Here is a 23,818-nt window from a genome sequence, read left to right as displayed (position 1 = left end):
TGCCCCCGGCGGCACGGGCAACGCCGGTTGCGGCGGTGCGGGACTCCGGAATCGAATCCGCCGTCACGGCGTTCCCGGATCTATTGGGTTGTGAATGTTGTTGGGTATCACAATCTTCCGACATCTTCACTTCCTGTCGAACGACCCGAGGATTTCATCGGGCGGGTGCCGGGGTCGCGTCCTCGGTGATCTCGCCGCCCATCAGTTCGCGGTATCGGGGGCAGGTGTCCAGGAGTTCCTCGTGCGGGCCGTCGGCGATGATCCGGCCGCCGTCCAGGACCGCGACCCGGTCGGCCCAGGCGGCCGTGGAGGGCCGGTGGGCGACCAGCAGGACCGTGGCGCCCGACAGGGCCGCGTGCAGGCGGTCCTGGACCTGCTTCTCGGTGGTGACGTCCAGCGCCGAGAGCGGATCGTCCAGCACGACGATGTGCCCGCCCGGATGCCGCTGCCGGGCCAGCACCGCGCGGGCCAGCGCCAACCGCTGACGCTGACCGCCGGACAGGCTCAACCCCTGCTCCCCGATGCGGGTGCGCCGGCCCCACGGCAGCGCATCGACGAAGCCGTCCGCGCGGGCGACCTCGAGCGCGGCGCGGACCTGCGATTCGGTGGCCTCGGGATGGCCGAGGGTGATGTTCTCCCGCACACTCGCCGAGAACAGCACCGGATCCTCGAACGCCACCGACACCATCGACCGCAGATCCGCCAGACGCAGCTCGCGGATATCGATGCCGTCGATCGTCACCGCGCCCTCGGACACGTCGAACAGCCGCGGCACCAGCCCGAGCAGCGCGGATTTACCGCTGCCGGTCGCGCCGACGACGGCGACGGTCTCGCCCGGCCGCAATCGCAGCGAAATCCGTTGCAGCAGATCGCGTTCACTATCGGGGAACCGGAATCGCACGTTGTCGAAACACAATTCGCCGCGCAGTTCGGCGGGCCGGGCCACCGCCTCGGCGGGATCGGTGATCTCGACCGGGGTGTCGATCACCTCCCAGTACCGCTCGGCCGCCGTGCGCGCATGTTCCAATTCCGCCAGCAGGAAACCGAATCCCATGATCGGCCACTGCAGATAGGTCGTCAGCGTGATGCCCGCGATCAGCGCGCCCAGCGACATCGCGTGCTCGGCAAGCAGATATCCGCCGATGGCCAGGGCCGCCGCGATTCCCAACGCGGACAACATGTTCAACGCCGTCCACAGCGTCGCGGCCAGCCGCACCTTCGCCAGTTCGAGGGTGCGCAGTTCGCGGGACTGCCGGCGGAACCGCTCGCCGAACCACGGCCCGCGCCCGAACGCCTTGAGCACCCGGATGCCCTGCGCCGACTCCTCCACGATGGTCGCCAGGTCACCGGATTTGTCCTGCGCACGCCGCGAGGCGAGACCGTAGCCGCGCTCGAACCGCAGCGCCAGGATCACCAGCGGAACCTCGATCACCAACTCCACCAGCCCGATCTGCCAGCTGAACACGAACAGCAGGCCGATGCCGATCCACAACGTCGCGCCCAGCGACAGCAGCGAGGGCGCCACAGCGGCGAAAAACCTTCGCAGCGTTGACATATCGGTGATCGCCCGCGAGGTCAGCTGACCCGATTCCATCCCGTCGTGCACACCCACCGACAGGATCTGCAGGCGGGCGAAGAGTTTCGCGCGCAGATCCACCTCGAGGCGGCTGGCCGGGGAGGCGACCATCCAGCGTCGGATCCAGGCCGTCACGGTGCTCACCGCGGCGAGAAACGAGACCACCAGCAGCGGAGACCAGATCGCGCCGAATTCGCGATGCGCGACCGGGCCGTCCACGATCCGCCCGGTCAGTACCGGCAGCAGGATGTCGCACAGCATGCCCAGCGCGGACAGTGTCGCCGCGACGAACATCGCCCGCCGATACCACCGGACCTCCGGCCACAGCCGGCGCAGCGAACCTTTACCCGGGTTGGCTTGCGGGACAGCCGATTCCGGCACACCAACATCCTGGCGAGCCGAGTTCGCCGATACGGAAACGGACAAGGCTCCCCCTTCCTCATCGGCAGATTGCTCGCGCGCCGCGGCGAGGGCGTGGTCGCACGCTGCGGGCGCGACCTTTCAGGCTGCCAGCAATCGCCAACCGGGCCAACCGAATTTCCGGTCGGACCGCGCGACCAACGCGATGCACACAGCCGACCGCGCAGGGTGGCGCAGCTCACCGATGCGGATTCTCAGGGTTTACCAATAAAGCACACGGATCGCATACAGACTGGTCTGGCACCGTGAGGTCATGACCACAGTTGCTGAGTTCTTGGCCGTGACCGCCATACTGGCCGTCTTCCTCACGATGGCCGCATCCGGATTCATGGCCTCCTCGGCTCCCCGCTCGCTGGTGGCGGTGCGGGTACGCCGCCGCTGACCGTGCGCTCGGCCACGAATATCTGCACGGCCAGCGCGACCAGCCACAGCGACATCGACCCGACCTGAATGCGCTGGGCGATGCCGAGGGCGTAGTTCCCCGGCAGGTTGTCCGCGATCATCATCCATGTCGTCACCCCCGATCCGAGAATCAGAATCCACAGCCCGCTGTGCCGCAGAATCGGCCAGCGCCGATACCGGAACGCCGCCGCACTGAAGGCGATCATCGCGACGAAGATCGACATCACCGCGAGCGTGCTGGTCAACGCGTGGATCTGATGCAGTTGCGGGAACATGCCGTCGTCCGAGGGCGGACACGGATCCGGTGTACAGGTGTGCAACGGCCACTGCGCGTCGGCGATCGTCGACGCCCCGAAGCAGGCCAGCGCCACCCATCCGACCGTCGACAACCTCCGCCGCGCGAACGCCACCAACCCCGCGATCCCCGCGACCAGCGCGAACGTCCCGGTAATCGTGTCCCCCGCGGTGAACACCCACGCATCGGCCCGCCCCCGCGCATCCAACTCGCTCAGAAACGACCGCACCGGATTCGCACCCAGCGGCAACACGAACTCCAGCACCCACGACGAATAACAAACCCCCGCAACAGCAATCGCGACCGCAATCGCCCATCGCACCACGCGCCCATGCCACCACGACGGCCGTGTCGAATCCACCACCCCGGCCGAACCGCCCGAGCCAGCCCGCGTCATGGCCATCGCGCACCCGAAACCACCGGCAGACGCGTCGTCATCCTTCCGGACGCCCCCGGCGCACACTCCCGCACCGACAACCACAACGGTCGCGGACTCTCCGCCGGACTCCATCCGACCCGATACGGGGCACGCTCACCCGGTACGAACACTCGTCCCGCCGATATTCGCCCGCACCCGCCACCCGGCGCCGATGGCCGGCCGGCCAACACATATCCACCGGACACCGACATCCATGTGCCCACCGCCCGCTCCCGCACCGACAACCGCGACGATCTCGTGCTCTCCATAGGCCTGCATTCGGCCCGGCACAGGGCTCGCACATTCGGCACCGGTACTCGTCCCGGCGATATTCGCCCGCACCCGCAGGCCGTCGGCCGACCGACTGCCACACGTTCACCCCACGCGGGCGACCAAGATGGTCGCGCGATCATCGGCAGAGCTCGGGCGGGCCGGTACGTGGCGCTCGCGAGCGACCCGGCCGGTGGCGATGTTCGACCGGGTGACGACGTTTGCCCGTTCGGTGTCATCGCCCTCGATTCCTCGATGCCCAGTCACATACCGGACGTCCGGGTTACCGCGGTTGTTCCTCAATCATCCCTGATGAGCGAGACGGAATCGGTTATTGCGGGGCCAGTGCGGCCTGGACCCGGTCGGCGGCGCGGATGGGGTCCTCGTGTTCCCAGATGCGGACCACGGTCCAGCCCGCGGCGGCGAGGCGGGCGTCGGTGTCGCGGTCCCGGGCGACGTTCCCGGCCAGTTTCTCGGCCCACCACCGGGAATTGTTCTTCGGGAAGGTGGCGTGCTGGGGGCAGCGGTGCCAGAAGCAGCCGTCGACGTAGACGGCCACGCGATGTCGCGGGAAGACCAGATCCGCGCGACGGCGGAGCCCGGGCATCGGCGCGCGGTCCACGAAATAGCGGCGTCCGCGCCGATGCAACTCCCTGCGCAGGGCGATCTCCGGCGCGGTTCCGGCCCGGCGCTGCCGGGACATCCGGGCGCTGGTCGCCGCGTCGGTGGCGGGACGTCCCGGATTCATGCACATACCTCCTGCACGTCAAGCGGCTTCTCGAGGCGATCCACCCATGCGCAACAGATGATTCTGCACGTCGGCCAGGAAACCCGGCGGAAAACGCAACGTTCCGCGCCCGGCCCGGCGCAGGAATCCGGCGGTGGCGCGCGCGGACAGCAACTGGGCGTCCTCGAGGAACCAGCGCAGATCCTCGTACGGCGCGTGGATCGGCCACGTCGAGACCGGCACGCGATATGCCGTCCCGGCCCGCCCCCACGCCGCGGTCGGCCACCGCTGCCCGGACAACGCATCCTGTTCTTCGAGCACCACATCACCCGACGGATCGGCCAGCCGCCCGCCGACCCACGTCGCCATCCGCACACTCACCGCATTGCCGACCAGTTTCCAGCGATGTCCCGGCCGAACCCCCGGCGCGGCCAGCGCGGGCGCGGTCCAGTCGCGTGAAAAGCCTTGCAGCCGTTCGGCATCGACGATTCCGGGCGTCACGATCTCCCCCGAGGGCAGTCGCACCGCGGGCGGGCTGGCGATCCCGAGCCCCGACCCGCCCTTGAGCGTCGGCACGGCATTTACCGCCCACCCCAGCCCGCGCACCCCTTCGGTCCAGTAGAAACCACACGGATCGATCCGCGGATCGCCGATATCGTGCGGCCCGGCATCGGCGCCGAACAGCACCGGTCGCGGATCTTCGGTGCGCGAGGCCAGCATCAGCACCCGCAGCCGCCGCTGGGGCAACCCGAACGCCCGCGCATCCACCACCCGATACGCCCACATGTACCCGAGCCCCTCCAACGCGGAGGTGATGTGCCGCATCGCCTGCCCGCGCCCGAGTTGCAGCATGAACGGCACATTTTCGATCAGCAGCCAGCGCGGACCGCGACGCCGTCGCACCAGCCGGAACACCTCGTCCACCAGACCCGAACGCGTACCGGTGATTCCGGCGGTCCGCCCCGCCTGCGACAGGTCCTGACACGGGAATCCCGCGGCCACCAGCTCGGTCCCGGTCGGCAGCGCACGCAATCGGGTGACGTCCTGGTGCACCTCGACGTCCGGAAAATGCGCCGAAAGCACGGCCCGGGCACCGGAATCGATCTCACACAGCAATTCTGTGCTCCACCCGTGCACGCCGAGGCCGAGCTCGAGTCCGCCGATCCCGGCGAACAGCCCCACCATCCTCGCGCCCGCCACTCCTGCCCTTTCGCCGTGAACCCCGACCGGAATCGAGGCGCCTGGATGAGCAGATTACTCGAGTCCCTTGGGGCGACCCGCGAGCAACTCGTCCTCGGCACGCTGACACGGATATCGGCGGGCGATTGTCGCGGTTGATACGAGCCCACTTGGGCGACGTTCCAAATAAACGAAATCGATTGCATCCCAAGGGATCTGCTCGAAATCATGACGTAAGGTGGTGACACCTCCGGCCGAGGGGCGGTGGACATGGTCCACACACCGCGCCCAGGAAGGAGGTGGTGGGGAATGGCGAAACACCGCCGGGCAAAGAGCAACGCCCCGGTCGATTACGGCATCGTGTTGGGAAGCTGGGCCGTAATCGCCGGAGCGTTCGTTCTGGTCCGCTGGTTCATCCGGCGGGCTAGGTAGTCCCACCAGGTGAGGGCGTCGTAGGCGCGGCGTCCTCACCGCCAGCATCACTCACGTGACCAGATCAGTGTACTGCAGCAGCTCGGTTCGAGGTATCGAACCGCCTCTCCGGCAGAAGCCCGGTCAGCTACGGCGGGTGTCCGGCAGCCGGTGCTGCAATCGCCGGGGCACTCCCATCGAATCGGCCGACCGGACCTGTCAGCGCCGACCACAACCGAACCGGCCGGTCCGCGCATCCTGCACACGATCGCCGAACCGCGCACGGATCCCGTTGTCTCCCGGGAGAATCGGGCTATGGTCGATCTTGTTCTGACAACCGAGCGCCGCACCGAACTGGCCGCACTGCTGGCCGACGAGCAACGTCTGAACACCGAGTTCCCGAAGGTCGCGGAGTATCTCGACGCCTCGCCGGTACTCCCGGGCACCGGCGATGAAAGAGCCGATGCCGCATTCGATCTGCGACTGGTCCACTACATGACCGGCGATCGTTCGTTCAGCGCCAATCCGTACTGGGACATCGTCGCCCCATCGGTCTCCGAACACGATGGACGACGCGTGGTGAACGGCGGCCGCCCCAACGGAAGCGCCCGCCTCGGCTTCGCCCAAACCGTCCTACAGTCCAGTTACGCGTACGCGATTCCTTCCCCCGAGACCATCGACTGGGTGGCCGGGTTCTGCGAGGGACGCACGGTGGTCGAGCTGGGCGCGGGCCGCGGCTACTGGGCTGCTCAGCTGCGCGCGGCCGGATTGTCCGTGGCGGCTTACGATTCCGAGCCGCCGGACCGCTCCGACAACCCATCGTTCACCAAAACCATTGGCCAGAAGGATATTTGGTTTCCAGTAGGCACCCTGGACGACTACCGCGCCCGCACCTGCCGGGGTTCGGACGACGTCCTGTTCCTGTGCTGGCCACCCGGCTGGGGCAACCCGATGTCCGCCGAAGCCCTGACCGACTTCGAAGCCGCCGGCGGAGAGCGCCTGATCTACCTCGGCGAACCGAAAGGAGGAAAGACCGGCAGCGACGCCTTCTTCGACGCACTGGCCTCCGGCTGGGAACTGAAATCCGGAGATCCCCAATATGTTTCGTGGTGGAATCTCGCCGACCGCGCTCAGGCTTGGGTGCGGCGCTGACCGATGCGACAGAGCAGGGATTATCGCCGCTCGTTCGGCCGCGACGAGTCGGGCCTGATATGCCCTGCGGCGACGAGGGTTTCGAATGCGGCGCGCTTACGGCCGCACGAGTGCTCGCGATGCATCTGCATCGTCAGGTGCGCCTCGGCAACCGTCAGCGTCCGCTCCGGCGTCGAACACGATCGACCCGGTGGCCGGAACCCCGTGTCCCGGCGGCGCCGGGCGGGTGGGCCCCGATGCCCCGAGATCGCCGGCCACCACATCGGCAGCAGCACGATGAGACCAGCCAGCACGAACCCGCAACCGGCAAGTGCGATCACCACCACCGACGCCGTACTCCATGCGCCCATAACCGAATTCCTTCCGAACGCTCCTACTAGAACCAGGTTCTCGGCCGCACTCCGTTGGCGAGATCGACCAGCCGGATGCGGTGGCCGGCATCGGTGGTGACGCGCGCAAGCTGGCGCAGTCCGGCCTCGACACCGTGCCGCAGGCCCGCCACGGTGTTGGGGGTGCCGAAAATCGAAGTCTCCGGATTGCGTAGGCGCCCACCGGATTCGAGCCACACCAGGGCCGTCCACAGCAGAATCAGCCGGGTCGGCAGATAGCGTCGCGAATCGGACAGACTCGCCAATCTGCCCGCGGCCACCCGCAGATCGGTCTCGGTGAGCTCGGCGGCGGGACCGCCGACATGCAGGAGGCACCCGGTCAGCCCCGCGGTGTCCCGGTGCGGCGATCCGACGGGCAGCTCGTCCAGCACCGCCACCGCCGAACGGACATCACCGTCGGCCGTCAGCATCCGCGCGAGTCCGAATGCGGCGCTCGCTATTTCGCGATGCGGGCGCCAGGCCCGCCCGTAGTTGTCGATCGCCGCACGCCGCCAATGTGCGGCGTCGGCGCGCGCACCGCGTGAGAGCAGCAGCAGTTCGGCGGTCGCCGCCATGGCCAGACTCGGGGTCGGCTCGTCCGGCAGCATCACCCGGACGATGTCGAACTGCCGGTACGCGCGCCGGTAGTCCGCCTGAACCAAGGCCGCGATGCCGGTGAACCAGGCGATGCGCCAGTCGCCGATACAGGTACTCCGCAGCGCGTCCAGCATGCCCTGAGCCATATCGGCGTGCCCGAGCTCGAGCAACGCCCGGATCGCCTGCAGAGATACCTCGACCTCGAAATTATTCGTCGCGACCTGGGAACGAACAGTGATGCGCCGCAACAGTTCCAAGGTATGGCGAGGCTGGGTGTGCGGCAGGTTGGCCAACAGCGCGCAACTGGGATCCTGGCCACGCACCCGTGGCGCGGGCAGCGTCGCCACGATCTGGTGTGCGTCGAGGCGCGTCCGGCGCGACTTGCCGTCGACCATGCCATCGAGCTGACCCACCGCCATGTCGATGCCGAATTCCCCACGCGGACTCCCGAATTCGCCTGCCGACTCGCCCCGGCCGTGCTCCTGGGCGACGATCTTCGCGAGCAGGTCGACATGCCCGTGCTCAGTGATTCCGGGCGGTACCGGGGTGTGAACGGTGGCCATGGCGGTCCTTCCGCGCAGCAAACCATGCCATTGTTCTATGTAACATACCGCCGATTGATGGCACATAACAAGGGTTCAGGTGGCCGGGGTATACCCATCGGCGATACTGTGCATATCCTGAGTTTTTCCTGAGAACGTCGCCCGCGTCATTCCTACGGCCCCTCACCGGCGACCTCCTCACTAGGCTCCCGATGCGCTCGAGCGAATAGCGAAAGGCGGCACTATGCCCCGGAAGGTCCTGCTGGCGACGATGATCGGTGTGCTGATCGCCGCACCGGCGACGGCATCCGCGGATGTGACCGCGGGCGCTGTCGCAAACCGCAACGTCGCCGCACATGAAATAGAGTTCAATACCGGCTCGGGAGTAGCCGACACGATCATCAACGGCCTGATCCTCGCCATCTTCGGCCCGGACGACCCGATGAAATGCAAGTTCCCCTACTGCTTCTGAGCGTTCATGACATCAAACATGTTGCTGACGAACATTTTTCATGCAACTGTCGACGGCTTGTGTTTCCCGCGTTCGCCACGCAGGACAGCTCGGTGAGCCGCGGCCAACTGCTCGACCGCTGCAGCGAAATCTTCCTCTGGCAGTGAATAGGGCAGGCGCACATGACGTTCGAACGCGCCGCCGATGCCGAATCGCGGCCCAGCGGCGAGGGTGATGCCGTAGTCGGGTGCGATCGCGGCCAATCGCGAGCTGATCGGATCGCCCAGAGCGACCCAGAACGACAACCCGCCCGGCGGGATCGGCACCGTCCAGTCCGGAAGGTGTTGGGCCAGTGCGTTATACAACGCCTGGCGCTGTGCCCGAAGTAGATCGACCCGGTCGGGTAGGTGGGTGTGGAGGCTGTCGAGCAGCACGCTCGCGGCCAGTTGTTCCAGGATCGGGGTGCCCAGGTCGGTGCCGGGACGCATCTGGGACAGGCGGTTCAGGATCGATGGCCTGGCGCGGATCCATCCGATGCGCAGGCCGCCCCAGATGCTCTTGGACGTCGACCCGATACTGATCGCGTCCGGGTGATCGGCCGCGAACGCGACCGGCCGGGGCAGATCGATGGCCAGATCCGCCATCGTCTCATCGACCACGATCGGGCATTCGAGTTCCAGGCCTCGCCGCACCCGAGCGGGCATGCACTGCCCGGTCGGGTTGTGGAAATCGGGAATGAGATAGGCCATCGCCGCACCCCGGCCGGCGACGCGGAGTTGTCCGGCATTCCAGCCGTCGGGTTCGAGCGCGACCGGAACGAGGCGAGCGCGGGCGTCGGTGAACGCCCGGATCGCGTGCGGATAGGTCGGATGATCGATCACGACGCGGTCGCCGGGCCGGACCAGAGTGCGGGCGATCAAGGCGACGGCGTGCAGGGCCCCGTTGGTGATCATGATCTGATTCGGCCGCGTCGCAAGTCCGCGCCCGGCGTACCACCGCGCGACGGATTCCCGGAGTTCGACAACCCCGTCGCGCTCGTACCCTCGACGGTCGAAATAGCGGGGCAGTCGTTCCAGCGCAGTGGCGAAAGCGCGGTGCAGTATCGGGCCGGGCGCGGCCGGTGCGGCGAACGACAGATCGATCGTCGGAGCCGATGACGCGGCCCGGCGGTGCGGCATCGGATCGTCGGGCAGCCGAACGACGGCCCGGGATCGCGGTCGGGTGTCGATGAACTGCGCGTCGGCGAGCGACCGATAGGCGGTGCCGACCGTCGTGCGGCTCACCCTCAGGGCGAGCGCCAGATCCCGCTCGCTCGGCAAGGCCGCATCCAGCACCAGGCGTCCATCCAGCACCAGCAACCGCAGCCGGTCCGACAGGCGTTGATGCGCCGGGCCCGGCCCTGCGTCCCACGAGCCCAGCATCTGCGCCACCACCGATGCGCTGATCTTCATCGAACCAGCATCGCAAATCTGGCTATGGAATTACATACCAGAATCGGCCGAGGATGGGCCGGTGACTCCATCCCAGCTCCCGGCCTCCGATCACGGCGATCGATTCGTCCTCCGTCGCATGAACGCTGCCGAGCAACTGCGCGCCGGACGGAAGCTGCGCAGATTCCCGCAACTGCTGGCAGGGCTGATCGGTTACGGCGCGTCGGTGATGGTGCTGGTCAGCTCCGGGTTGGGCGCAGCCAGTTGGAGCGTGCTCACCGAAGGAATCTCCAGATCCACCGGAATCTCTTTCGGTACCGCAACCAATCTCATCGCCCTCGCCGTGCTCGTCGCGTGGATCCCGATGCGCGAACTCCCCGGCCTGGGCACACTTCTCAACGTCGTACTCATCGGCATCGCCGCCGACGCGACAGCGCGAATAATTCCCAACCCACCCGACATCGAAGTCCGAGCGCTCTACCTGATCGCCGGAACCGTCGGCCTGGCATTCTTCGACGCCCTCTACCTCGGCGCACAATTCGGCGCCGGACCACGCGACGGCCTCATGACCGGGCTGGTCCGACTGACCCGCAAACCGATCCCGTTGATCCGCACCGTCATCGAAGTCACCGTCGCCGCCACCGGCTGGCTCCTGGGCGGCACCGTCGGCATCGGCACCGTACTCATCGCAGTAACCATGGGCCCCCTCGTCGGTTACTTCCTACCGCGGGTCGCCGTCGAAATCCCCAGCAGGACATAGGAATACCAGGGCGAGCCGATCTATCCCGAAGTGGATGTCGCGGTTGCGGACCGCTCCGCGGGATCGGAATCGGGCGGGCGTTTCCGCTGGGCCGCGAACATCACTACGCCACCGACCAGCATGATCCCGGCGCCGACCGCGATCATCGTGCCGTAGGGATCCGCGACAGCTCGCGAGGAGCCCGAACCAGGGCTGATGAGCAGCCCCAGCAACTGAGAGACCGCGACCGTACCGACAGCCGAGGCCAGTGCCATGGCGGGAGTACTGATCGCGGTGATCCGGCCCATGTATCCGGCCGGGGTGGCCTCCTGCAGAATCGGCCCCTGACACAGCACGTACAGCGAGAACACCAAGCCGCACCCGAACATCGTCACGAAGGCCACCGGGACCGAACGCACCAAGCCGTAGACGCCGTACCCGACACCCAATCCGATCAATGACAGCACATAGACACGATGCTGGCCGTATCGCTTCACCAGCCGGACCCCCGAGATGCTGGCGACAAGATTTCCGGCTGGAAACATCATCGACAGCAGACCGTATTGTTTCGGTTCGAGATGCAGGGTCTTCAAGCCGTACAGACTCAACGCCGTATTGTTTATTCCGAGCGAGAATCCGTACAGCAGGACACCGATCAGAACCATCCGCAGCGGCGCACTCGCCCAGGCCGTTCGAAACCCGCCGACGAACTCGGACCAGAAATGCCCCGGAGGATCGTCCGCGCGAACCGATCGATTCTCGGTGAGACAGGTCATCAACAGCGATAACCCGTACGCCCCGATACACACGGAAATAGATGCCGCTACCCCGAGCACCGCATAGGAAATCGGACCGAGCGCCGTCGCGGCCATGGCGACGCCCGTCAACGCGAACATACTCGTACTGGCCGCCTCCACCCGCCGCTCTTCGGGAATGACCACCTGCATCAACGCCGCACGAGCAGGATTGAAGAATTGGGCGGACACGTTACCCGACGTCAAAACGATCAAGGCCGCCCAGTACCGCACCGCGTCGGATCCGGATTCCCACTCGACCACAATCAGCAGAACCGTATAGCACAACACGCGAGCCGCATCACTGACGACCATCGTATATCGAACATTCCACCGATCGACCAGCACACCGGCAATCGGCGCAACCACAATCCGCGGAACAGTGGCCGACAACACGATCAGCGCCATGAAAGTCGGCAGATGTGCACTGTGCGGAAACAGGCCGGTCGCCACCCACACGGTAGCGGTCGCGGCGAACAAGAACTCCCCGAACGAGGACCCCGCCTGCGCGAACCACAGCAGAAGAAAATCCGAACCGATGAACCTGCGACGAAACACCGAGTTCATATCAGTCCAATCTGCCGCCATTCATCGAGCAACTCACGTGCCTCGTCACGGATCGGCGCACTTTTCCCGAATTCGCTTGCGATCATGAGGCCGGTATAAGCGCGGATATTTCCTCGACGCCCCTCCTTGACAGCCTCCACATCACGCCAGCGTTCCCACGTCGGATCGTGCGGAACTACAGGCGGATGCCGATCATACCAGTAACCGGCATATTCTCGCCATCCACGATAGTGAGCATCCCAGCTCGGCGAGAAGATGGGTTGCATGTTCCCCTCGATAATCGAATCGGCAAGGGGCTGCACCCGGCACTCGACGCTGGCGCGCCAGCCCGCACCGCGATTCTCCGAACCACCGTGCGGGGTGAGCGTATGGAAGACCAAGGCGTCACCCGGGGCTAATTCCGCGACCACCGGATGCGGTAGACAGGATCCGTCCGTCGCCCAGCCCGATGGATTGTCGGCGAGAGTCAAGGGGAGTATTCTTCGCACACCCCCGGTGGGATATACCGGCAAGGTTCCGCTTTCCGAGTCCACCTGGAAAAATGGAATCCAGAATGCCAGTTGACGTAAACTTCCCTGCAACTCGGGATAGTCTTGATGGACTCCCGCAGGATAATGCAGATCGGATTCTATCGGCGGCACCGCACGCAGGTATTTATTCGGGTGCACGAACAGATCATCGATATCGATCGTAAGCAGCGACGCCGCACATTCAAGGAATTCCGGCGTATGGAACAGCTTCTCCAGGATTTCACTCCTGGCCACCCCGGCGAGATCCGGGGGAACTATCGAGTCGGTCCGTTCCAGATACGCCGGTTGCCCGGATGCTGTCTCGGAGCCGTCACTCAGTCGGGCACCGACCAGAGCCGCGGTGACCTCGGCTCCGATCTCCCTCGAGGTGTCCCCCGGCAGCAGCTGGCGAAGAAGACAAAACCCGTCGGCCTCCAACTGATCTCGTGCCGAGCCCCAGCGCGCGAGGACCCGCGAACTCATCGGGAGTCCCGGTACGGATGTGCGATCCGCAGAAAGTACAACGCATCCGCGGCGGGATGGAGACCGAACATTTCCGCGGCAGTCGACTCGTGTACCGCCGGCGTCATCCGCGTGACCAGGTTCAGTTGCAGTGCCTCGAGCACCAGCGCATGTCCCACTCGACCGCATCCCACGAGGGCTTCGGCATATCCCAGATCGCCTCCGCTCGCCGACTCCGCGTCGAGCCCGAGCACCACGCCCAGTCCCGGCCCAGCCGACCACGCCTGCCCCTGGAGCAACCGGCTCACACCAGCGGCGTCGAACGATTCCGAGCGCCGAACCAAGGCCCGCGGGCTGTGATCCACCAGCCAGCAGCCGTCCGGCCAGTCACCCACATCGACGGTTACGAGGCCGGCGAACAGGTTCGGCTCGTGGACCAGGGCGGCATAGAGGCTGCGAATCAGAATCCGCGCATCTGCGTTGGATATTCCGCGATCCGCGGTTTTCGTCAGGCTCCGGCGCCGCAGGCTGCGTTTGCAGTCGAATCCGGAACTCAGCTTGTCGAACAGGTAATCGTGGTGACGGATATCAGGGGGTTCGGTCGCGCAGGCCGATTCCACTGCGCGAAGGAAGCCGTACGGACGTTCCCAGTTGTGCTTGGACCAGAGTTCGGGGACCGTCCAATTTCCAGCCGTACTGTGGACTCGTATCATGACCAACCTTCGAGTAGTCCGGTCATCAGAAGCGGCAGATCCGTGGATTCGTCGTCCGCAACGGTCGCGAAATTCATCCGGACATTCAGACCGGACCGATAACGCCAGTTACAGTAGGCGGACAGCGCGGCGAACTGCGCATCTGCATGACCGAGATCTACGAGAATCGCGCGAAAACTTCGCGGATCCCGATATCTGAACATCGCTCGCCGAACCGCCGAGGCCAGGTACAGCCGGACGACCCAATCGGCCCCGGAATCTTCCGACACCGAGTCAGCCCGCTGGAAGGCATCCGGAGACAATCGGTCCAGGGTATTCGTTCGCGGTTGGTAATGATATTTACCGCTCGGAATCACAGGCGACCGCAGCACCTCCACGAACAGCTCGGTCGGATGCCTGCCGCCTCCGGAGGGAATCGATTTCTGAACCAGTTCGACCTGGTGATACTCCGTGCGAGGATCATAGTAATGCGGCTGGCGGCGACGGACGCCGAGAGTCCCGGAGAGAATCAGTGAAAACTGATACAGATCGGAATTCCGCAGTTCATCGATTCCGAGGTCCGCCGCATCCTCGAGCCGGATCGATCCGTGGTGCTCGATATCGAGGTACACCGGTGGATAGTCGTCGGCCTCGACGTATCCCCCCATGATCATGGCGTCTGTGATCCGCGCCGCCATACCGGTCGACATATCGAGGAACGGGTGGTCACGCGTCGCCGCATGGTAGCCGCACATTCCGGCTCCCGCGTCCTCGGACCCGACCAGGATGCCCTCGTCGATCAGACGGTTCAGGTCATCCAATGCTTCCAGTTCGAAAGCAGCGACATCCATATCAGCGCGGAGTTGGGCGATGGCCGCACCAGTTTTCTCGGAAACGTCCACGGCGGCACGCCGCGTCGTCGACTCTATCCACCAATTGCCGTCGTGCTCGAACACGATACTACTCGGATTACGGCGGTACACAGCTATTCCTCTTCCAGTGGTTTCGGGATGCGGACGTATCCGCATCCCGAAAACGACCACTACTTCTTCGCAGCGGATACCGCAGCCACCTGCGGACGCTTGCTCCTGAATACCGGGCCCGGCAGCTGCAGGTTGCAGGTCGATTCCTGCAGCAATGCCGTCTTGACGGTGTGAGTCATTCGATTCACCTCCTATCCGATGAATTTCCCGGCAATGTTCCGCCGGAATACGACCACTATCGGCGGAGGACATCACCGAGATCAATCACCCGAGTCCATGATCGTTTCGAATACGCACTTCATCGGCCTGATCCCGCTGTCCGCTCCGGGCACGCCGATCAACAATCCCTGCGTATCTCGTACTCCGGTGTCGGCAGCAACGCCAAAGCCGTGCGGGCGTTGAAGCACCGGAGGATTTCGGTTCTGCCACCTCTCGGACACACCTCAATGTTCCGAGCTCGCAGAGGCGGGCGGCGCGGCGCGTCAGACCCGCTCGGCGGCGCGTCAGACCCGCCCTGGGACTGGGCCCATCCGGTAGCAGCCGACCAAGCTGGCAACACAGTGGCAATGCTGCGCACAAGGCAAGGACGCCAAACGGACTCAGGATCCGAAGGACCCGGCGAAGCTGTATCCCGAGTGCGCCCGGTGCTGCGCGGGCTCCGAAACAGCTCTAAACCGCCAAACACCATCGGCTCCACGCACTTTGGTCTGTGGCGTTGACGATCGCGCTGCGACGTTATGAGGCCCTCGGGCGGTGGTGGACGGATGCGGACCTGGCTGCGGGCACGGCCGATATCGCTCAGGCGCTCTATCGGGCCGACGGGAGCCCGGATCTGCACGACCTGAAACCGGCAACTCCAAGTCCACAGTGCCGCTACCCGATGAACTGGCTGGGCTGTCTCGTCGAATAGTGTCGTCAACGACACGAAAGAAGCCCCTCCGCGCTGAGCGAAGGGGCCTCCGACCTGAAGCGCGCCCGAAGGGATTCGAACCCCTAACCTTCTGATCCGTAGTCAGATGCTCTATCCGTTGAGCTACGGGCGCAGGTGTATCAAGTTGTGTGTCCGGCGGACCGGACGTGGCGGAGGCGAGAGGATTTGAACCTCCGGTCCCCGTGAAGGGACAACTCATTAGCAGTGAGTCCCATTCGGCCGCTCTGGCACGCCTCCTGGAGCCTTCTCTTCGAGGGCACCGGTCCTTTCGAACCGCCGAGACGAAAGAGTACAGAGCTACAGCTCAGGACGCAAAACGGCTGGTCAACGTAGGTGAGAATCGAACCAATCGAAGATTCTGGTCTGTGCGGCGACGATGTCGTCCGCATCGTCGGAGTCGAAGCCGGGACGATCGGGGCGGTGCCGCAGGCCCGGATAGCTGACCACCAGGGTCGCCACGGCGGCGGCCGCGGCGGCCTCGCGCAGACGTTCGACCTGGTCGGCGGTGATGACCGGATCGTCCGCGCCGTACAGGCCCAGCCAGGGGGCCTGCAGTTGGGCGGCGGCTCGGGTCAGCGCGTCCGCACGGTCGGTGAGCGGCTCATCGATACCGGGTGCGGCGATGCTGACCGCCGCGCCGATCCGGCGATTGGTGGCGACCAGGAATGCGGCCGTTCCGGCGCTGTCGAAACCGAGTACTCCGGTCAGGTCCGGGAAGACGCCGCGGCCGACGAGCCAGTCGAAACAGGCGTCGAAATCGGCGAACAACTCCTCGCCGAAGACTTGGTCGTCGTCGGCGCTGCGATGGAACAGGTTGGGCGCCACCACGATCCAGCCCTCGGCCGACAGCGCCGTCATCAATTCCAGCAATGTTTCGGCGAATTCTCGTGATTCGTGCAGCACGACGATCCCCCCGCGCGCAGTGCGGTCCGGTTCGATCACCCGTATGGGTACTCGCAACAATGTGGTGGCCTGTCCGTCCTGCGCCTGACCGGGGTCGCCGGCGCGCAGGGGCGCGTTGTCGTGGTAGCTGCCCGGCATAGGTCCAAGACTAGTTCGATTGGGTAACGTTCCGGACAATTCTCATGCCGGATATCCAGGCCGGATATTCCGGTGGCATCCGGCGGGTAATCGCCGTTGTACCGCCCGTCTAATGTGGAGGGGTGACTGCTCGTATTCGTCCGGACCTCGAGTCCATCCCGGCCTACTCTCCTGGCCGCAGCCACCCCGGCGCGGTGAAGCTGGCCAGCAACGAGACCACTCTCGGCCCGTTGCCGACCGTCGCCAAGGCCATCGCCGAGGCCGCCGAGCAGGCCAACCGGTATCCGGACAACCAGTCCGGCGAACTTCGCGCAGCCATCGCGAAGTTCCACGACATCGAGGTCGAGCGGGTCGCGGTGGGGTGCGGCAGTGTCGCGCTGTGCCAGGAGCTGGTGCAGATCACCTGCGATTCGCCGACCGACGAGGTGTTGTTCGCGTGGCGGTCGTTCGAGGCGTATCCGATCGTCACGCAGGTGGGCAATGCCACGTCCGTGCAGGTGCCACTGACCGAGGGCCTGGTGCACGACCTGGACGCGATGGCCGCGGCGATCACCGATCGCACGCGACTGATCTTCGTCTGCAATCCGAACAATCCGACCGGCACCGCGGTCGGCCGCGAGGAGCTGATCCGGTTCCTCGACAACGTGCCCGAGCGCATCCTGGTGGTTCTGGACGAGGCCTACTACGAATATCTGCGGCTGCCCGCGCAGGATCACCCCAACGGCGTGGAGATCGGCCGCGACCGCCCGAATGTGCTTGTGCTACGCACCTTTTCGAAGGCCTACGGCCTGGCGGGACTGCGCGTCGGCTACGCGGTCGGCGATCCCGAGGTGATCACCGCACTGCTCAAGGTGCACATCCCGTTCAGCGTGAACCGTCTCGCCCAGGCGGCGGCGATGGCCTGCCTCGAGGCGCGCGACGAACTACTCGATCGCACCGATCACACTGTCGCCGAACGTGACCGGATGCGTGCGGCACTGCTGGCCGCCGGATATCCGATCGTCCCGAGCGAGGCCAACTTCGTATGGCTCGCACTGGGTTCGCGCAGTGCGGAATTCGGTGAGGCCAGTGCGGAGGCCAGCGTGCTGGTACGGCCGTACGGCGCCGACGGCGTGCGGGTCACCGCGGGTGATCCGCACGAGAACGACAAGTTCCTCGCGTTCGCGACCGATCCGGAGATCACCGGGCGTTTCCTGAAGTGATCGGACTCAGCTGACGCCGAGCGCACCGGCCAGCGTCGGCCACGCCTTCGGCAGTTCCGCGGCCCAATACGGCCAGGAATGCGTGCCGACCTTGGGCAGATCGACCGTCGCGGGGATCTGCATGCGCTCGAGCCGGTCTGCCAGCGCCATCGTGCAGATGGAGGCGCCCGCCTCGAGCGGGCCGCCGAAGATCACCGAGGTCCGGGAATCGGGATTGCCCGGACCGTCGAAGGGGCCGGGCATGCCGCTGCCCGCGGACAGGAACAGGGCCGTGCCGCGCAACTCGTCGGCGTGCATCATCACGTCGTGCGCGAGCCAGGCGGGATTGTTCTGATCACCGAACATGTTGTCCGGATTGCCGTTGTAGGTACTGACGATCGCGCGTGCCTGTGCCTGGCCGACGTCCGAACCCATGGCGTAACAGCCGCTGTGCGCGGCGACCGCGCGGTAGGCGCCCGGATGGCGCATGGCCAGCATCATGGCCGCCTCGGCGCCCATCGACACCCCTTCGAGAGCCTTCGAACCGTTTCCGCCGAACTTCGCGTCGATCAACGCGGGCAGCTCACGGGTGAGGAAGGTCTCCCACCGGTTGTTGCCCAGCACCGGATCCGGGTGCTGCCAATCGGTGTAGTAACTGGCCGGGCCGCCGAGCGTGAGCACCACGTTGACGTTCTTGTCGGCGAAGAACTGCACCGCCCCGCCGTGCTTGGTCCAGTTGTTCACCTCGTTACTCGCGCTGCGACCGTCGAGCATGTAGAGGGTCGGGCGCGGACGGCTGAGATCCTTCGGCAGCAGGATCTCCACCGGCAACGTGCGTCCCATCGTGGGCGACCGCACGTACACCTCGAGCCGACGATCGGTGATCTTCTGGATGCGATCGATCGCCGGGACGACCGGGCGCGGATTGTCCGCAGGCGCCTGCGGTTCGGGACCGTCCGAGGATCCGGTGTTCACCGGTGGCCCAGCGAGCGCAGTCGGCGCCGTGGCCGCACCGATAACCAGTGCGACGCACGCGAGAGCGCCGGCTAACCGACGCCGGTTCGAACGGCGTCTCATGGCGGACATCCTGCCAGAACCCCCTGAATCATTCTTGTGAGGCGCACCGAGGCTTCGACCATTCGGAACCACCGATTCGGCAACCCGCCCCTCCCGCCGCTACGCTGAAACGGCCTCGTTCCCCGCGAGGCGAGGTGGGTTGCCCGAGCGGCCTAAGGGAACGGTCTTGAAAACCGTCGTGGTTCACGCCACCGTGGGTTCAAATCCCACACCCACCGCAGGTGAGGGTTTGTTTCCACCTTCTTCGGCGTCGGTTTTCCAGGGGACGCCCCGCAGCGGACCAGCCAGCCGAAAATTCCGGAACGGCACCAGCGAGTGGTGTGGTTCTTCGTATCGGTCTCCATGACGCCGCGCCCTGTGACCGACGATGCCGATCGTGACACCACGATCCGCCGCTTGTCGAGGTCGAGTGCGCAGCCGAACAGCCTCACCCAGCAACTCTGAAGGATGAATTTCGTGGACTCCGTCCTGATCGAACGACTTACCGCCGAAGCGAATAGCGACGGCATCCAGCAACTCGTTGTCGGTGCTGTTGTCCAGCACACCGACAGGGTGCTGTTGCTTCAGCGACCCGAGGACGACTTCATGGGTGGCATCTGGGAACTGCCCAGCGGCAAGGTCGAACTCGGCGAAAGCCTCGACGAAGCCCTGGTACGGGAGGTCAGGGAGGAGACCGGTCTCGAGGTCGCCGCCGTGAGGAACTACCTCGGCAGCTTCGACTATCGATCGGGCAGCGGTAAGACGGCGCGGCAGTTCAACTTTGCAGTCAACGTCGCCAGCGATGATCCTGTGCAGCTCCAGGAACATGACGCATATGCCTGGACGGCACTCACCGAGGACCCGCCGGTGACGGATGCGGTCCGGCAGGTGCTTGCCGCGTATCAATCGCTGTAGGAACGAACACACTCGGGATACGACAGAGCGGCGTGCTCAGGGTTCGGCTTCCAGCGGGCGGACTGGACTCGGATCAGGGTTGGGTCGAGACGTTGATCGTCAACTGGCGCAGGATTCGCCTGGCTTCGGCGAAGTCCTTTTCCGGTAGGGCCATGGCCGCGCCCATGGCGGCGGGGACTTCGCGGGCTCGGGTGCGTAGGTCGGCGCCGCGGTCGGTGAGGCTGACTCGGACGGTTCGTTCGTCTTCGGGGTCGCGATCGCGGCGGACGAAACCTGCTGTCTCCAAACGTTTCACGAGCGGAGTCAACGTGCCGTAGTCGAGTTGGAGGGCTGCGCCGATGTCCTTGACGGGGACGGTGTCGTGTTCCCAGAGGACGAGTAGGACCAGGTATTGCGGGTAGGTGAGGCCGAGGCTCTCCAGGAGGGGGCGGTAGCGCTGGGTGACGGCGCGGGAGGCGGCGTAGAGGGCGAAGCAGAGTTGGTCGTCCAGGAGCAGGGAGAACTCCCGGGGCGGATCCTCGCCGATGTTCCTGGTCATCTGCCGAAGGTACGTTACCTATCGGACAATTTCAACGCTGGCATTTTACTTGTGCACGAGGTAATCGTGCGCTAGCTTTTTGGCAGCGGGGTCCACCGGGGGTCTCGCGGAGGAGGAACACCATGTCGGAGTACACACCCGTCGCGCCGGTGCTGGAGCAGGCCGCGGCCGAGTTCGCCCAGGCCACTTCGAAGCCGCCGTTCCTTTATCAGCTGTCCGTCGAGGAGGGGCGCAAGACCGTCGACGAGGTTCAGGCCGGGGAGATCGCGAAGCCCGCGGTCGACGAGGAATGGGTGAGCGTGAGCGGGGGGCCGACCGGTTCGGTCAAGGCTCGGATCGTGCGGCCCGCCGGTGTCGCGGGGACGCTGCCGGTCATCATCTACATCCACGGGGCGGGTTGGGTTTTCGGTGACGCGCACACCCACGATCGACTGGTCCGCGAGCTCGCGGTCGGCGCGAACGCGGCCGTGGTCTTCCCCGAGTACGACCGCTCGCCCGAAGCCCGCTACCCCGTCGCGATCGAGCAGAACTACGCGGTCGCACAGTGGGTCGTCGCCGAGGGCGCTGGTAAGAATCTGGATGCCACCCGGATCGCCGTGGCCGGTGACAGCGTCGGCGGCAATATGACCGCAGCGCTCACCCTGATGGCCAAGGAGCGCGGCGACGTTCCGCTGGTCGCGCAGGTGCTGTTCTACCCGGTCACCGATGCCGGCTTCGACACCGGTTCCTACCACCAGTTCGCCGAGGGCTACTTCCTCGCTCGCGAAGGGATGCAGTGGTTCTGGGACCAGTACACCACCGACGAGACCGAACGGGCCCAGATCACCGCCTCACCGCTGCGCGCCACCCTGGACCAACTCGCCGGACTCCCCCCGGCGCTGGTCATCACCGGCGAGGCCGACGTCCTGCGCGACGAGGGCGAGGCGTACGCCAACAAACTCCGCCAAGCAGGCGTCCCGGTCACCGCCATCCGCTACCAGGGCATCATTCACGACTTCGTCATGCTCAACGCCCTGCGCGGCACCCACGCCGCCGAAGCCGCCATCACCCAAGCCATCACCACCCTCCGGAATGCCCTGGGCACCAACTGATCACGGCACAGCGCCCGGCGGTCCGGAACAGCCTCGCCCGGACCGCCGGGCATTTTTTCGAAGGCGGTATTTCCTACTTCGTTGTGCGCGTGGAGAGTTCGGCGTCGACGAGTTCGAAGACCTCGGCGATGACGCGGAGTTGGGTGGGGGTGAGCAGGTCTACGAAATCTCGGCGGACCTCGGTCACGTGGCCGGCGGAGGCGGCGCGGAGCCGGTCCATGCCCGGGTCGGTGAGGTGGGCGCGGACGCCTCGGCCATCCTCCTCGCAGGAGGTGCGGCGGACCAGGCCCGCGGTTTCCATACGCCGGATCTGGTGTGTCAGACGGCTTCTGGAGGACAGGACGCCGTCGGCCAGATCGCTCATCCGGAGGGAGCGGTCGGGGGCCTCGGACAGCAGGACCAGGATGCGGTACTCGGCGACGCTCAGGTCGCTGTCGCGCTGGAGCTGACGATTCAGTTCCGCCATCAGGCGCTGGTGGCCGTCCATGTAGACGCGCCACGCCCGCTGCTCGTCCGAGCTGAGCCACCTCGGTTCCACCGCCGTGTGACTGCTCGGTTCCTCGATCATCCGCACAGTCTATTGGCCGAGCCGATCAGCACCGCCATCTCGGTGGCCGCTCGATCGCCGCACCGCAGTACCCGCGCCGCGAAGCACACCGCCAGCTGAGTGAAGGGTTCAGTGTGCCCGCGCCAGGACACCGCGATCCAGGTCGGCGGGGCGGGCATAGCCCGAAAGTCCCATCGACGCATCGAAATCGGCCAGCAGCAGGCGCAGCGCGTGACGTACGCCGTCGCGACCGGCCAGGCCCAGGCCGTATGCCCACGGACGTCCGTAGAGCACGGCCCTGGCCCCGAGGGCCAGGGCGATCATGACGTCCGAGCCGGTGCGCACGCCGGAATCGAACAGGACGTCGGCGCGATCGCCGATCGACGCGACGACCTCGGGCAGGGCGTCCAGCGCCGCGATCGAACCGTCGACCTGACGGCCGCCGTGATTGCTCACCACGATCGCGTCCGCGCCCGCGTCGACCAGTTCGCGGGCGTCGGTGGGATGCAGCACGCCCTTCACCGCGATCGGCAGATCGGTCCATTCGCGCAGCCGACCGAGGTCCGCGGGACGCAGGGTGTGATTGCCGAACAGTCCCACCCAGGTCAGCACGGCCATCCGCATCGCTTCCTCGCTCCGCTCCGGCGGGGTGGCGAGTCTGGCGCGGAAAACCGGGTCGGACAGATAGTTCGCGATGCCCTTGGCCTGCAGGAAAGGCAGATGGCCGAGTTCGAGATCGCGTGGCCGCCAACCCATTCCGGGAGTGTCGGCGGTGACCACGATGGCTCGCGCCCCGGCCGCTTCGGCACGTTCGACCAGTGAGCGGGCCAGCTCGTGATCGCCGGGCCAGTACAGCTGGTACCACCACGCGCCCGCGGCCGCGCCGACCTCCTCGATCGGCGTGGACGACGCGGTCGACAGGACCATGCCGACGCCCAATTCCCGAGTGACCTCCGCGACCAGCTTCTCGCCCTGCTCGCGCAGCAGTTCCAGCACGCCGATCGGCGCGGTGAGCACCGGCGCGGCCAGCTTCGTGCCCAGCACCTCCACCGACAGATCCCGCCCGCCCGGACCGCTCGTCCCGCGCCACATCCGCGGCAGCAGCCGATGCCGATCGAAGGCCGCCGCATTGGCCGCCGCGGTCCGCTCCGCCGACGCACTGCCCGCCACATACGCATAGGCCACCGCATCCAGCTGCTCACGCGCCCGCCGCTCCAACCCCGCGGCGGACATCGGCAGATCCGGCACCACACCGGACAACCCGGCCAGATAGATCTCGTTCTGGAAGTCGGCGAAACTGCTCATGCCGGGAACGCTAGTCCGCCGCGTCCGACCGCGGCACGCGACCGGCGGATTCGAAGATCTCCTGCTCTCGCGGCCCGCACCGACAAGACTTCGGTCCGGCTGTGCCGCCCGGCAGCGCATCCCGATGCGGTCCCGAACCATGCGGCCGAACTCATCCGCGGATCCGGCGACGCTCCCCACTTTCCGGACGAAACCCGGCAATCGGGCACATCGGACGACGCGAAGCGGC

The 23,818-nt window shown here is 66.0% G+C and carries 22 protein-coding genes and 3 tRNA genes; 8 read left to right on the top strand and 17 right to left on the bottom strand.

What is annotated here, in order from left to right:
• Positions 1–154: 154 nt before the first annotated feature.
• The 4 genes from NM2_RS03565 to NM2_RS03550 all read right to left on the bottom strand — a co-directional run bounded on the left by NM2_RS03565 (position 155) and on the right by NM2_RS03550 (position 5,293).
• Positions 155–1,957 carry an ABC transporter ATP-binding protein gene (locus tag NM2_RS03565; protein ID WP_067663926.1) on the bottom strand — a complete coding sequence of 601 codons (1,803 nt, stop codon included), beginning with the start codon at positions 1,955–1,957 and terminating at the stop codon, positions 155–157.
• A 365-nt stretch (positions 1,958–2,322) separates the two neighbouring features.
• On the bottom strand, positions 2,323–3,090 hold the full coding sequence (locus NM2_RS03560; RefSeq protein WP_084530454.1) for a DUF998 domain-containing protein: 768 nt from the start codon (positions 3,088–3,090) through the stop codon (positions 2,323–2,325).
• Positions 3,091–3,712: 622 nt separating this feature from the next.
• A complete protein-coding gene (locus tag NM2_RS03555) occupies positions 3,713–4,129 on the bottom strand; it encodes a very short patch repair endonuclease (protein WP_067664173.1) in 417 nt (138 codons plus the stop codon).
• Positions 4,130–4,147: 18 nt separating this feature from the next.
• The gene (locus NM2_RS03550) at positions 4,148–5,293 is read right to left on the bottom strand and encodes a DNA cytosine methyltransferase (RefSeq protein ID WP_067664171.1); all 1,146 of its coding nucleotides are present in this window, start codon (positions 5,291–5,293) and stop codon (positions 4,148–4,150) included.
• Positions 5,294–6,013: 720 nt separating this feature from the next.
• On the opposite strand from NM2_RS03550, the gene NM2_RS03545 reads away from it, so the two are divergent.
• On the top strand, positions 6,014–6,850 hold the full coding sequence (locus NM2_RS03545) for a hypothetical protein (protein ID WP_067664169.1): 837 nt from the start codon (positions 6,014–6,016) through the stop codon (positions 6,848–6,850).
• A 376-nt stretch (positions 6,851–7,226) separates the two neighbouring features.
• Here NM2_RS03545 and NM2_RS03535 read toward each other — a convergent pair whose 3' ends face one another.
• Positions 7,227–8,378, bottom strand: a complete 1,152-nt coding sequence (locus NM2_RS03535) for a tetratricopeptide repeat protein (RefSeq protein WP_169816096.1) — start codon at positions 8,376–8,378, stop codon at positions 7,227–7,229.
• Positions 8,379–8,601: 223 nt separating this feature from the next.
• Between NM2_RS03535 and NM2_RS03530 the strand changes: the two genes are divergently transcribed.
• Positions 8,602–8,829, top strand: a complete 228-nt coding sequence (locus NM2_RS03530) for a hypothetical protein (protein WP_067663917.1) — start codon at positions 8,602–8,604, stop codon at positions 8,827–8,829.
• Between the two features lie 38 nt (positions 8,830–8,867).
• Here the strand turns inward: NM2_RS03530 and yczR are convergent, their stop codons facing one another.
• A complete protein-coding gene (yczR, locus tag NM2_RS03525) occupies positions 8,868–10,259 on the bottom strand; it encodes a MocR-like transcription factor YczR (protein ID WP_067663914.1) in 1,392 nt (463 codons plus the stop codon).
• A 61-nt stretch (positions 10,260–10,320) separates the two neighbouring features.
• Between yczR and yczE the strand changes: the two genes are divergently transcribed.
• The gene (gene yczE / locus NM2_RS03520; protein ID WP_218025844.1) at positions 10,321–10,998 is read left to right on the top strand and encodes a membrane protein YczE; all 678 of its coding nucleotides are present in this window, start codon (positions 10,321–10,323) and stop codon (positions 10,996–10,998) included.
• A gap of 20 nt (positions 10,999–11,018) precedes the next feature.
• Here yczE and NM2_RS03515 read toward each other — a convergent pair whose 3' ends face one another.
• The 4 genes from NM2_RS03515 to NM2_RS03500 are packed head-to-tail and all read right to left on the bottom strand — an operon-like array spanning position 11,019 to position 15,236.
• On the bottom strand, positions 11,019–12,338 hold the full coding sequence (locus tag NM2_RS03515) for an MFS transporter (RefSeq protein WP_067663908.1): 1,320 nt from the start codon (positions 12,336–12,338) through the stop codon (positions 11,019–11,021).
• On the bottom strand, positions 12,335–13,330 hold the full coding sequence (locus tag NM2_RS03510; RefSeq protein ID WP_067663906.1) for a phytanoyl-CoA dioxygenase family protein: 996 nt from the start codon (positions 13,328–13,330) through the stop codon (positions 12,335–12,337). Before NM2_RS03510 ends, NM2_RS03515 begins: the two co-directional genes overlap by 4 nt.
• A complete protein-coding gene (locus NM2_RS50085; protein ID WP_169816095.1) occupies positions 13,327–14,022 on the bottom strand; it encodes a hypothetical protein in 696 nt (231 codons plus the stop codon). The genes NM2_RS03510 and NM2_RS50085 overlap by 4 nt, the downstream gene beginning before the upstream one ends.
• Positions 14,019–15,236 carry a nitroreductase family protein gene (locus NM2_RS03500; protein WP_169816094.1) on the bottom strand — a complete coding sequence of 406 codons (1,218 nt, stop codon included), beginning with the start codon at positions 15,234–15,236 and terminating at the stop codon, positions 14,019–14,021. The genes NM2_RS50085 and NM2_RS03500 overlap by 4 nt, the downstream gene beginning before the upstream one ends.
• A gap of 457 nt (positions 15,237–15,693) precedes the next feature.
• On the opposite strand from NM2_RS03500, the gene NM2_RS03495 reads away from it, so the two are divergent.
• The gene (locus NM2_RS03495; protein ID WP_067663896.1) at positions 15,694–15,894 is read left to right on the top strand and encodes a hypothetical protein; all 201 of its coding nucleotides are present in this window, start codon (positions 15,694–15,696) and stop codon (positions 15,892–15,894) included.
• Positions 15,895–15,954: 60 nt separating this feature from the next.
• Here NM2_RS03495 and NM2_RS03490 read toward each other — a convergent pair.
• The 3 genes from NM2_RS03490 to NM2_RS03480 all read right to left on the bottom strand — a co-directional run bounded on the left by NM2_RS03490 (position 15,955) and on the right by NM2_RS03480 (position 16,956).
• Positions 15,955–16,027, bottom strand: a tRNA-Arg gene (locus NM2_RS03490).
• Positions 16,028–16,062: 35 nt separating this feature from the next.
• A tRNA-Ser gene (locus tag NM2_RS03485) sits at positions 16,063–16,152 on the bottom strand.
• A gap of 87 nt (positions 16,153–16,239) precedes the next feature.
• Entirely contained in the window at positions 16,240–16,956 is a 717-nt protein-coding gene (locus tag NM2_RS03480; RefSeq protein ID WP_067663893.1) for a dienelactone hydrolase family protein, read from the bottom strand.
• Positions 16,957–17,078: 122 nt separating this feature from the next.
• Between NM2_RS03480 and hisC the strand changes: the two genes are divergently transcribed.
• Entirely contained in the window at positions 17,079–18,158 is a 1,080-nt protein-coding gene (gene hisC / locus NM2_RS03475) for a histidinol-phosphate transaminase (RefSeq protein ID WP_067663890.1), read from the top strand.
• 6 nt (positions 18,159–18,164) lie between these two features.
• On the opposite strand, the gene NM2_RS03470 is transcribed toward hisC, so the two are convergent.
• Positions 18,165–19,112, bottom strand: coding sequence for an alpha/beta hydrolase (locus NM2_RS03470; protein WP_245717826.1), 948 nt, complete (start codon positions 19,110–19,112; stop codon positions 18,165–18,167).
• A 235-nt stretch (positions 19,113–19,347) separates the two neighbouring features.
• On the opposite strand from NM2_RS03470, the gene NM2_RS03465 reads away from it, so the two are divergent.
• Both NM2_RS03465 and NM2_RS03460 read left to right on the top strand, forming a co-directional pair.
• A tRNA-Ser gene (locus tag NM2_RS03465) sits at positions 19,348–19,432 on the top strand.
• 238 nt (positions 19,433–19,670) lie between these two features.
• Complete coding sequence (locus tag NM2_RS03460; protein ID WP_281182382.1) at positions 19,671–20,108, top strand: NUDIX hydrolase; 438 nt, start codon at positions 19,671–19,673, stop codon at positions 20,106–20,108.
• Positions 20,109–20,181: 73 nt separating this feature from the next.
• On the opposite strand, the gene NM2_RS03455 is transcribed toward NM2_RS03460, so the two are convergent.
• Positions 20,182–20,646, bottom strand: a complete 465-nt coding sequence (locus NM2_RS03455; protein ID WP_067663883.1) for a MarR family winged helix-turn-helix transcriptional regulator — start codon at positions 20,644–20,646, stop codon at positions 20,182–20,184.
• A gap of 122 nt (positions 20,647–20,768) precedes the next feature.
• Between NM2_RS03455 and NM2_RS03450 the strand changes: the two genes are divergently transcribed.
• Positions 20,769–21,737: an alpha/beta hydrolase gene (locus tag NM2_RS03450; RefSeq protein ID WP_067663880.1), complete on the top strand. Its 969-nt coding sequence runs from the start codon at positions 20,769–20,771 to the stop codon at positions 21,735–21,737.
• A 73-nt stretch (positions 21,738–21,810) separates the two neighbouring features.
• Here NM2_RS03450 and NM2_RS03445 read toward each other — a convergent pair whose 3' ends face one another.
• Together NM2_RS03445 and NM2_RS03440 are read right to left on the bottom strand one after the other, a co-directional pair.
• Positions 21,811–22,305 carry a MarR family winged helix-turn-helix transcriptional regulator gene (locus NM2_RS03445; RefSeq protein WP_067663877.1) on the bottom strand — a complete coding sequence of 165 codons (495 nt, stop codon included), beginning with the start codon at positions 22,303–22,305 and terminating at the stop codon, positions 21,811–21,813.
• A 108-nt stretch (positions 22,306–22,413) separates the two neighbouring features.
• Complete coding sequence (locus NM2_RS03440; RefSeq protein ID WP_067663874.1) at positions 22,414–23,589, bottom strand: alpha-hydroxy-acid oxidizing protein; 1,176 nt, start codon at positions 23,587–23,589, stop codon at positions 22,414–22,416.
• Positions 23,590–23,818 lie beyond the last annotated feature (229 nt).

Source organism: Nocardia miyunensis NBRC 108239 (genome assembly GCF_001613065.1).
Taxonomy (GTDB): domain Bacteria; phylum Actinomycetota; class Actinomycetes; order Mycobacteriales; family Mycobacteriaceae; genus Nocardia; species Nocardia miyunensis.
The sequence above is the reverse complement of the archived record's forward strand: the minus strand, read 5'-3'. Positions and strand labels throughout refer to the sequence as shown.

What these genes read in the sequence shown, in the direction of transcription:
- NM2_RS03560 (WP_084530454.1), bottom strand. Translation starts at nt 3,090, where the DNA reads ATGACGCGGGCTGGCTCGGGCGGTTCGGCCGGGGTGGTGGATTCGACA.
- NM2_RS03555 (WP_067664173.1), bottom strand. Translation starts at nt 4,129, where the DNA reads ATGAATCCGGGACGTCCCGCCACCGACGCGGCGACCAGCGCCCGGATG.
- NM2_RS03550 (WP_067664171.1), bottom strand. Translation starts at nt 5,293, where the DNA reads ATGGTGGGGCTGTTCGCCGGGATCGGCGGACTCGAGCTCGGCCTCGGC.
- NM2_RS03545 (WP_067664169.1), top strand. Translation starts at nt 6,014, where the DNA reads ATGGTCGATCTTGTTCTGACAACCGAGCGCCGCACCGAACTGGCCGCA.
- NM2_RS03535 (WP_169816096.1), bottom strand. Translation starts at nt 8,378, where the DNA reads ATGGCCACCGTTCACACCCCGGTACCGCCCGGAATCACTGAGCACGGG.
- NM2_RS03530 (WP_067663917.1), top strand. Translation starts at nt 8,602, where the DNA reads ATGCCCCGGAAGGTCCTGCTGGCGACGATGATCGGTGTGCTGATCGCC.
- yczR (WP_067663914.1), bottom strand. Translation starts at nt 10,259, where the DNA reads ATGAAGATCAGCGCATCGGTGGTGGCGCAGATGCTGGGCTCGTGGGAC.
- NM2_RS03515 (WP_067663908.1), bottom strand. Translation starts at nt 12,338, where the DNA reads ATGAACTCGGTGTTTCGTCGCAGGTTCATCGGTTCGGATTTTCTTCTG.
- NM2_RS03510 (WP_067663906.1), bottom strand. Translation starts at nt 13,330, where the DNA reads ATGAGTTCGCGGGTCCTCGCGCGCTGGGGCTCGGCACGAGATCAGTTG.
- NM2_RS50085 (WP_169816095.1), bottom strand. Translation starts at nt 14,022, where the DNA reads ATGATACGAGTCCACAGTACGGCTGGAAATTGGACGGTCCCCGAACTC.
- NM2_RS03500 (WP_169816094.1), bottom strand. Translation starts at nt 15,236, where the DNA reads ATGTCCTCCGCCGATAGTGGTCGTATTCCGGCGGAACATTGCCGGGAA.
- NM2_RS03480 (WP_067663893.1), bottom strand. Translation starts at nt 16,956, where the DNA reads ATGCCGGGCAGCTACCACGACAACGCGCCCCTGCGCGCCGGCGACCCC.
- NM2_RS03455 (WP_067663883.1), bottom strand. Translation starts at nt 20,646, where the DNA reads ATGACCAGGAACATCGGCGAGGATCCGCCCCGGGAGTTCTCCCTGCTC.
- NM2_RS03450 (WP_067663880.1), top strand. Translation starts at nt 20,769, where the DNA reads ATGTCGGAGTACACACCCGTCGCGCCGGTGCTGGAGCAGGCCGCGGCC.
- NM2_RS03445 (WP_067663877.1), bottom strand. Translation starts at nt 22,305, where the DNA reads ATGATCGAGGAACCGAGCAGTCACACGGCGGTGGAACCGAGGTGGCTC.
- NM2_RS03440 (WP_067663874.1), bottom strand. Translation starts at nt 23,589, where the DNA reads ATGAGCAGTTTCGCCGACTTCCAGAACGAGATCTATCTGGCCGGGTTG.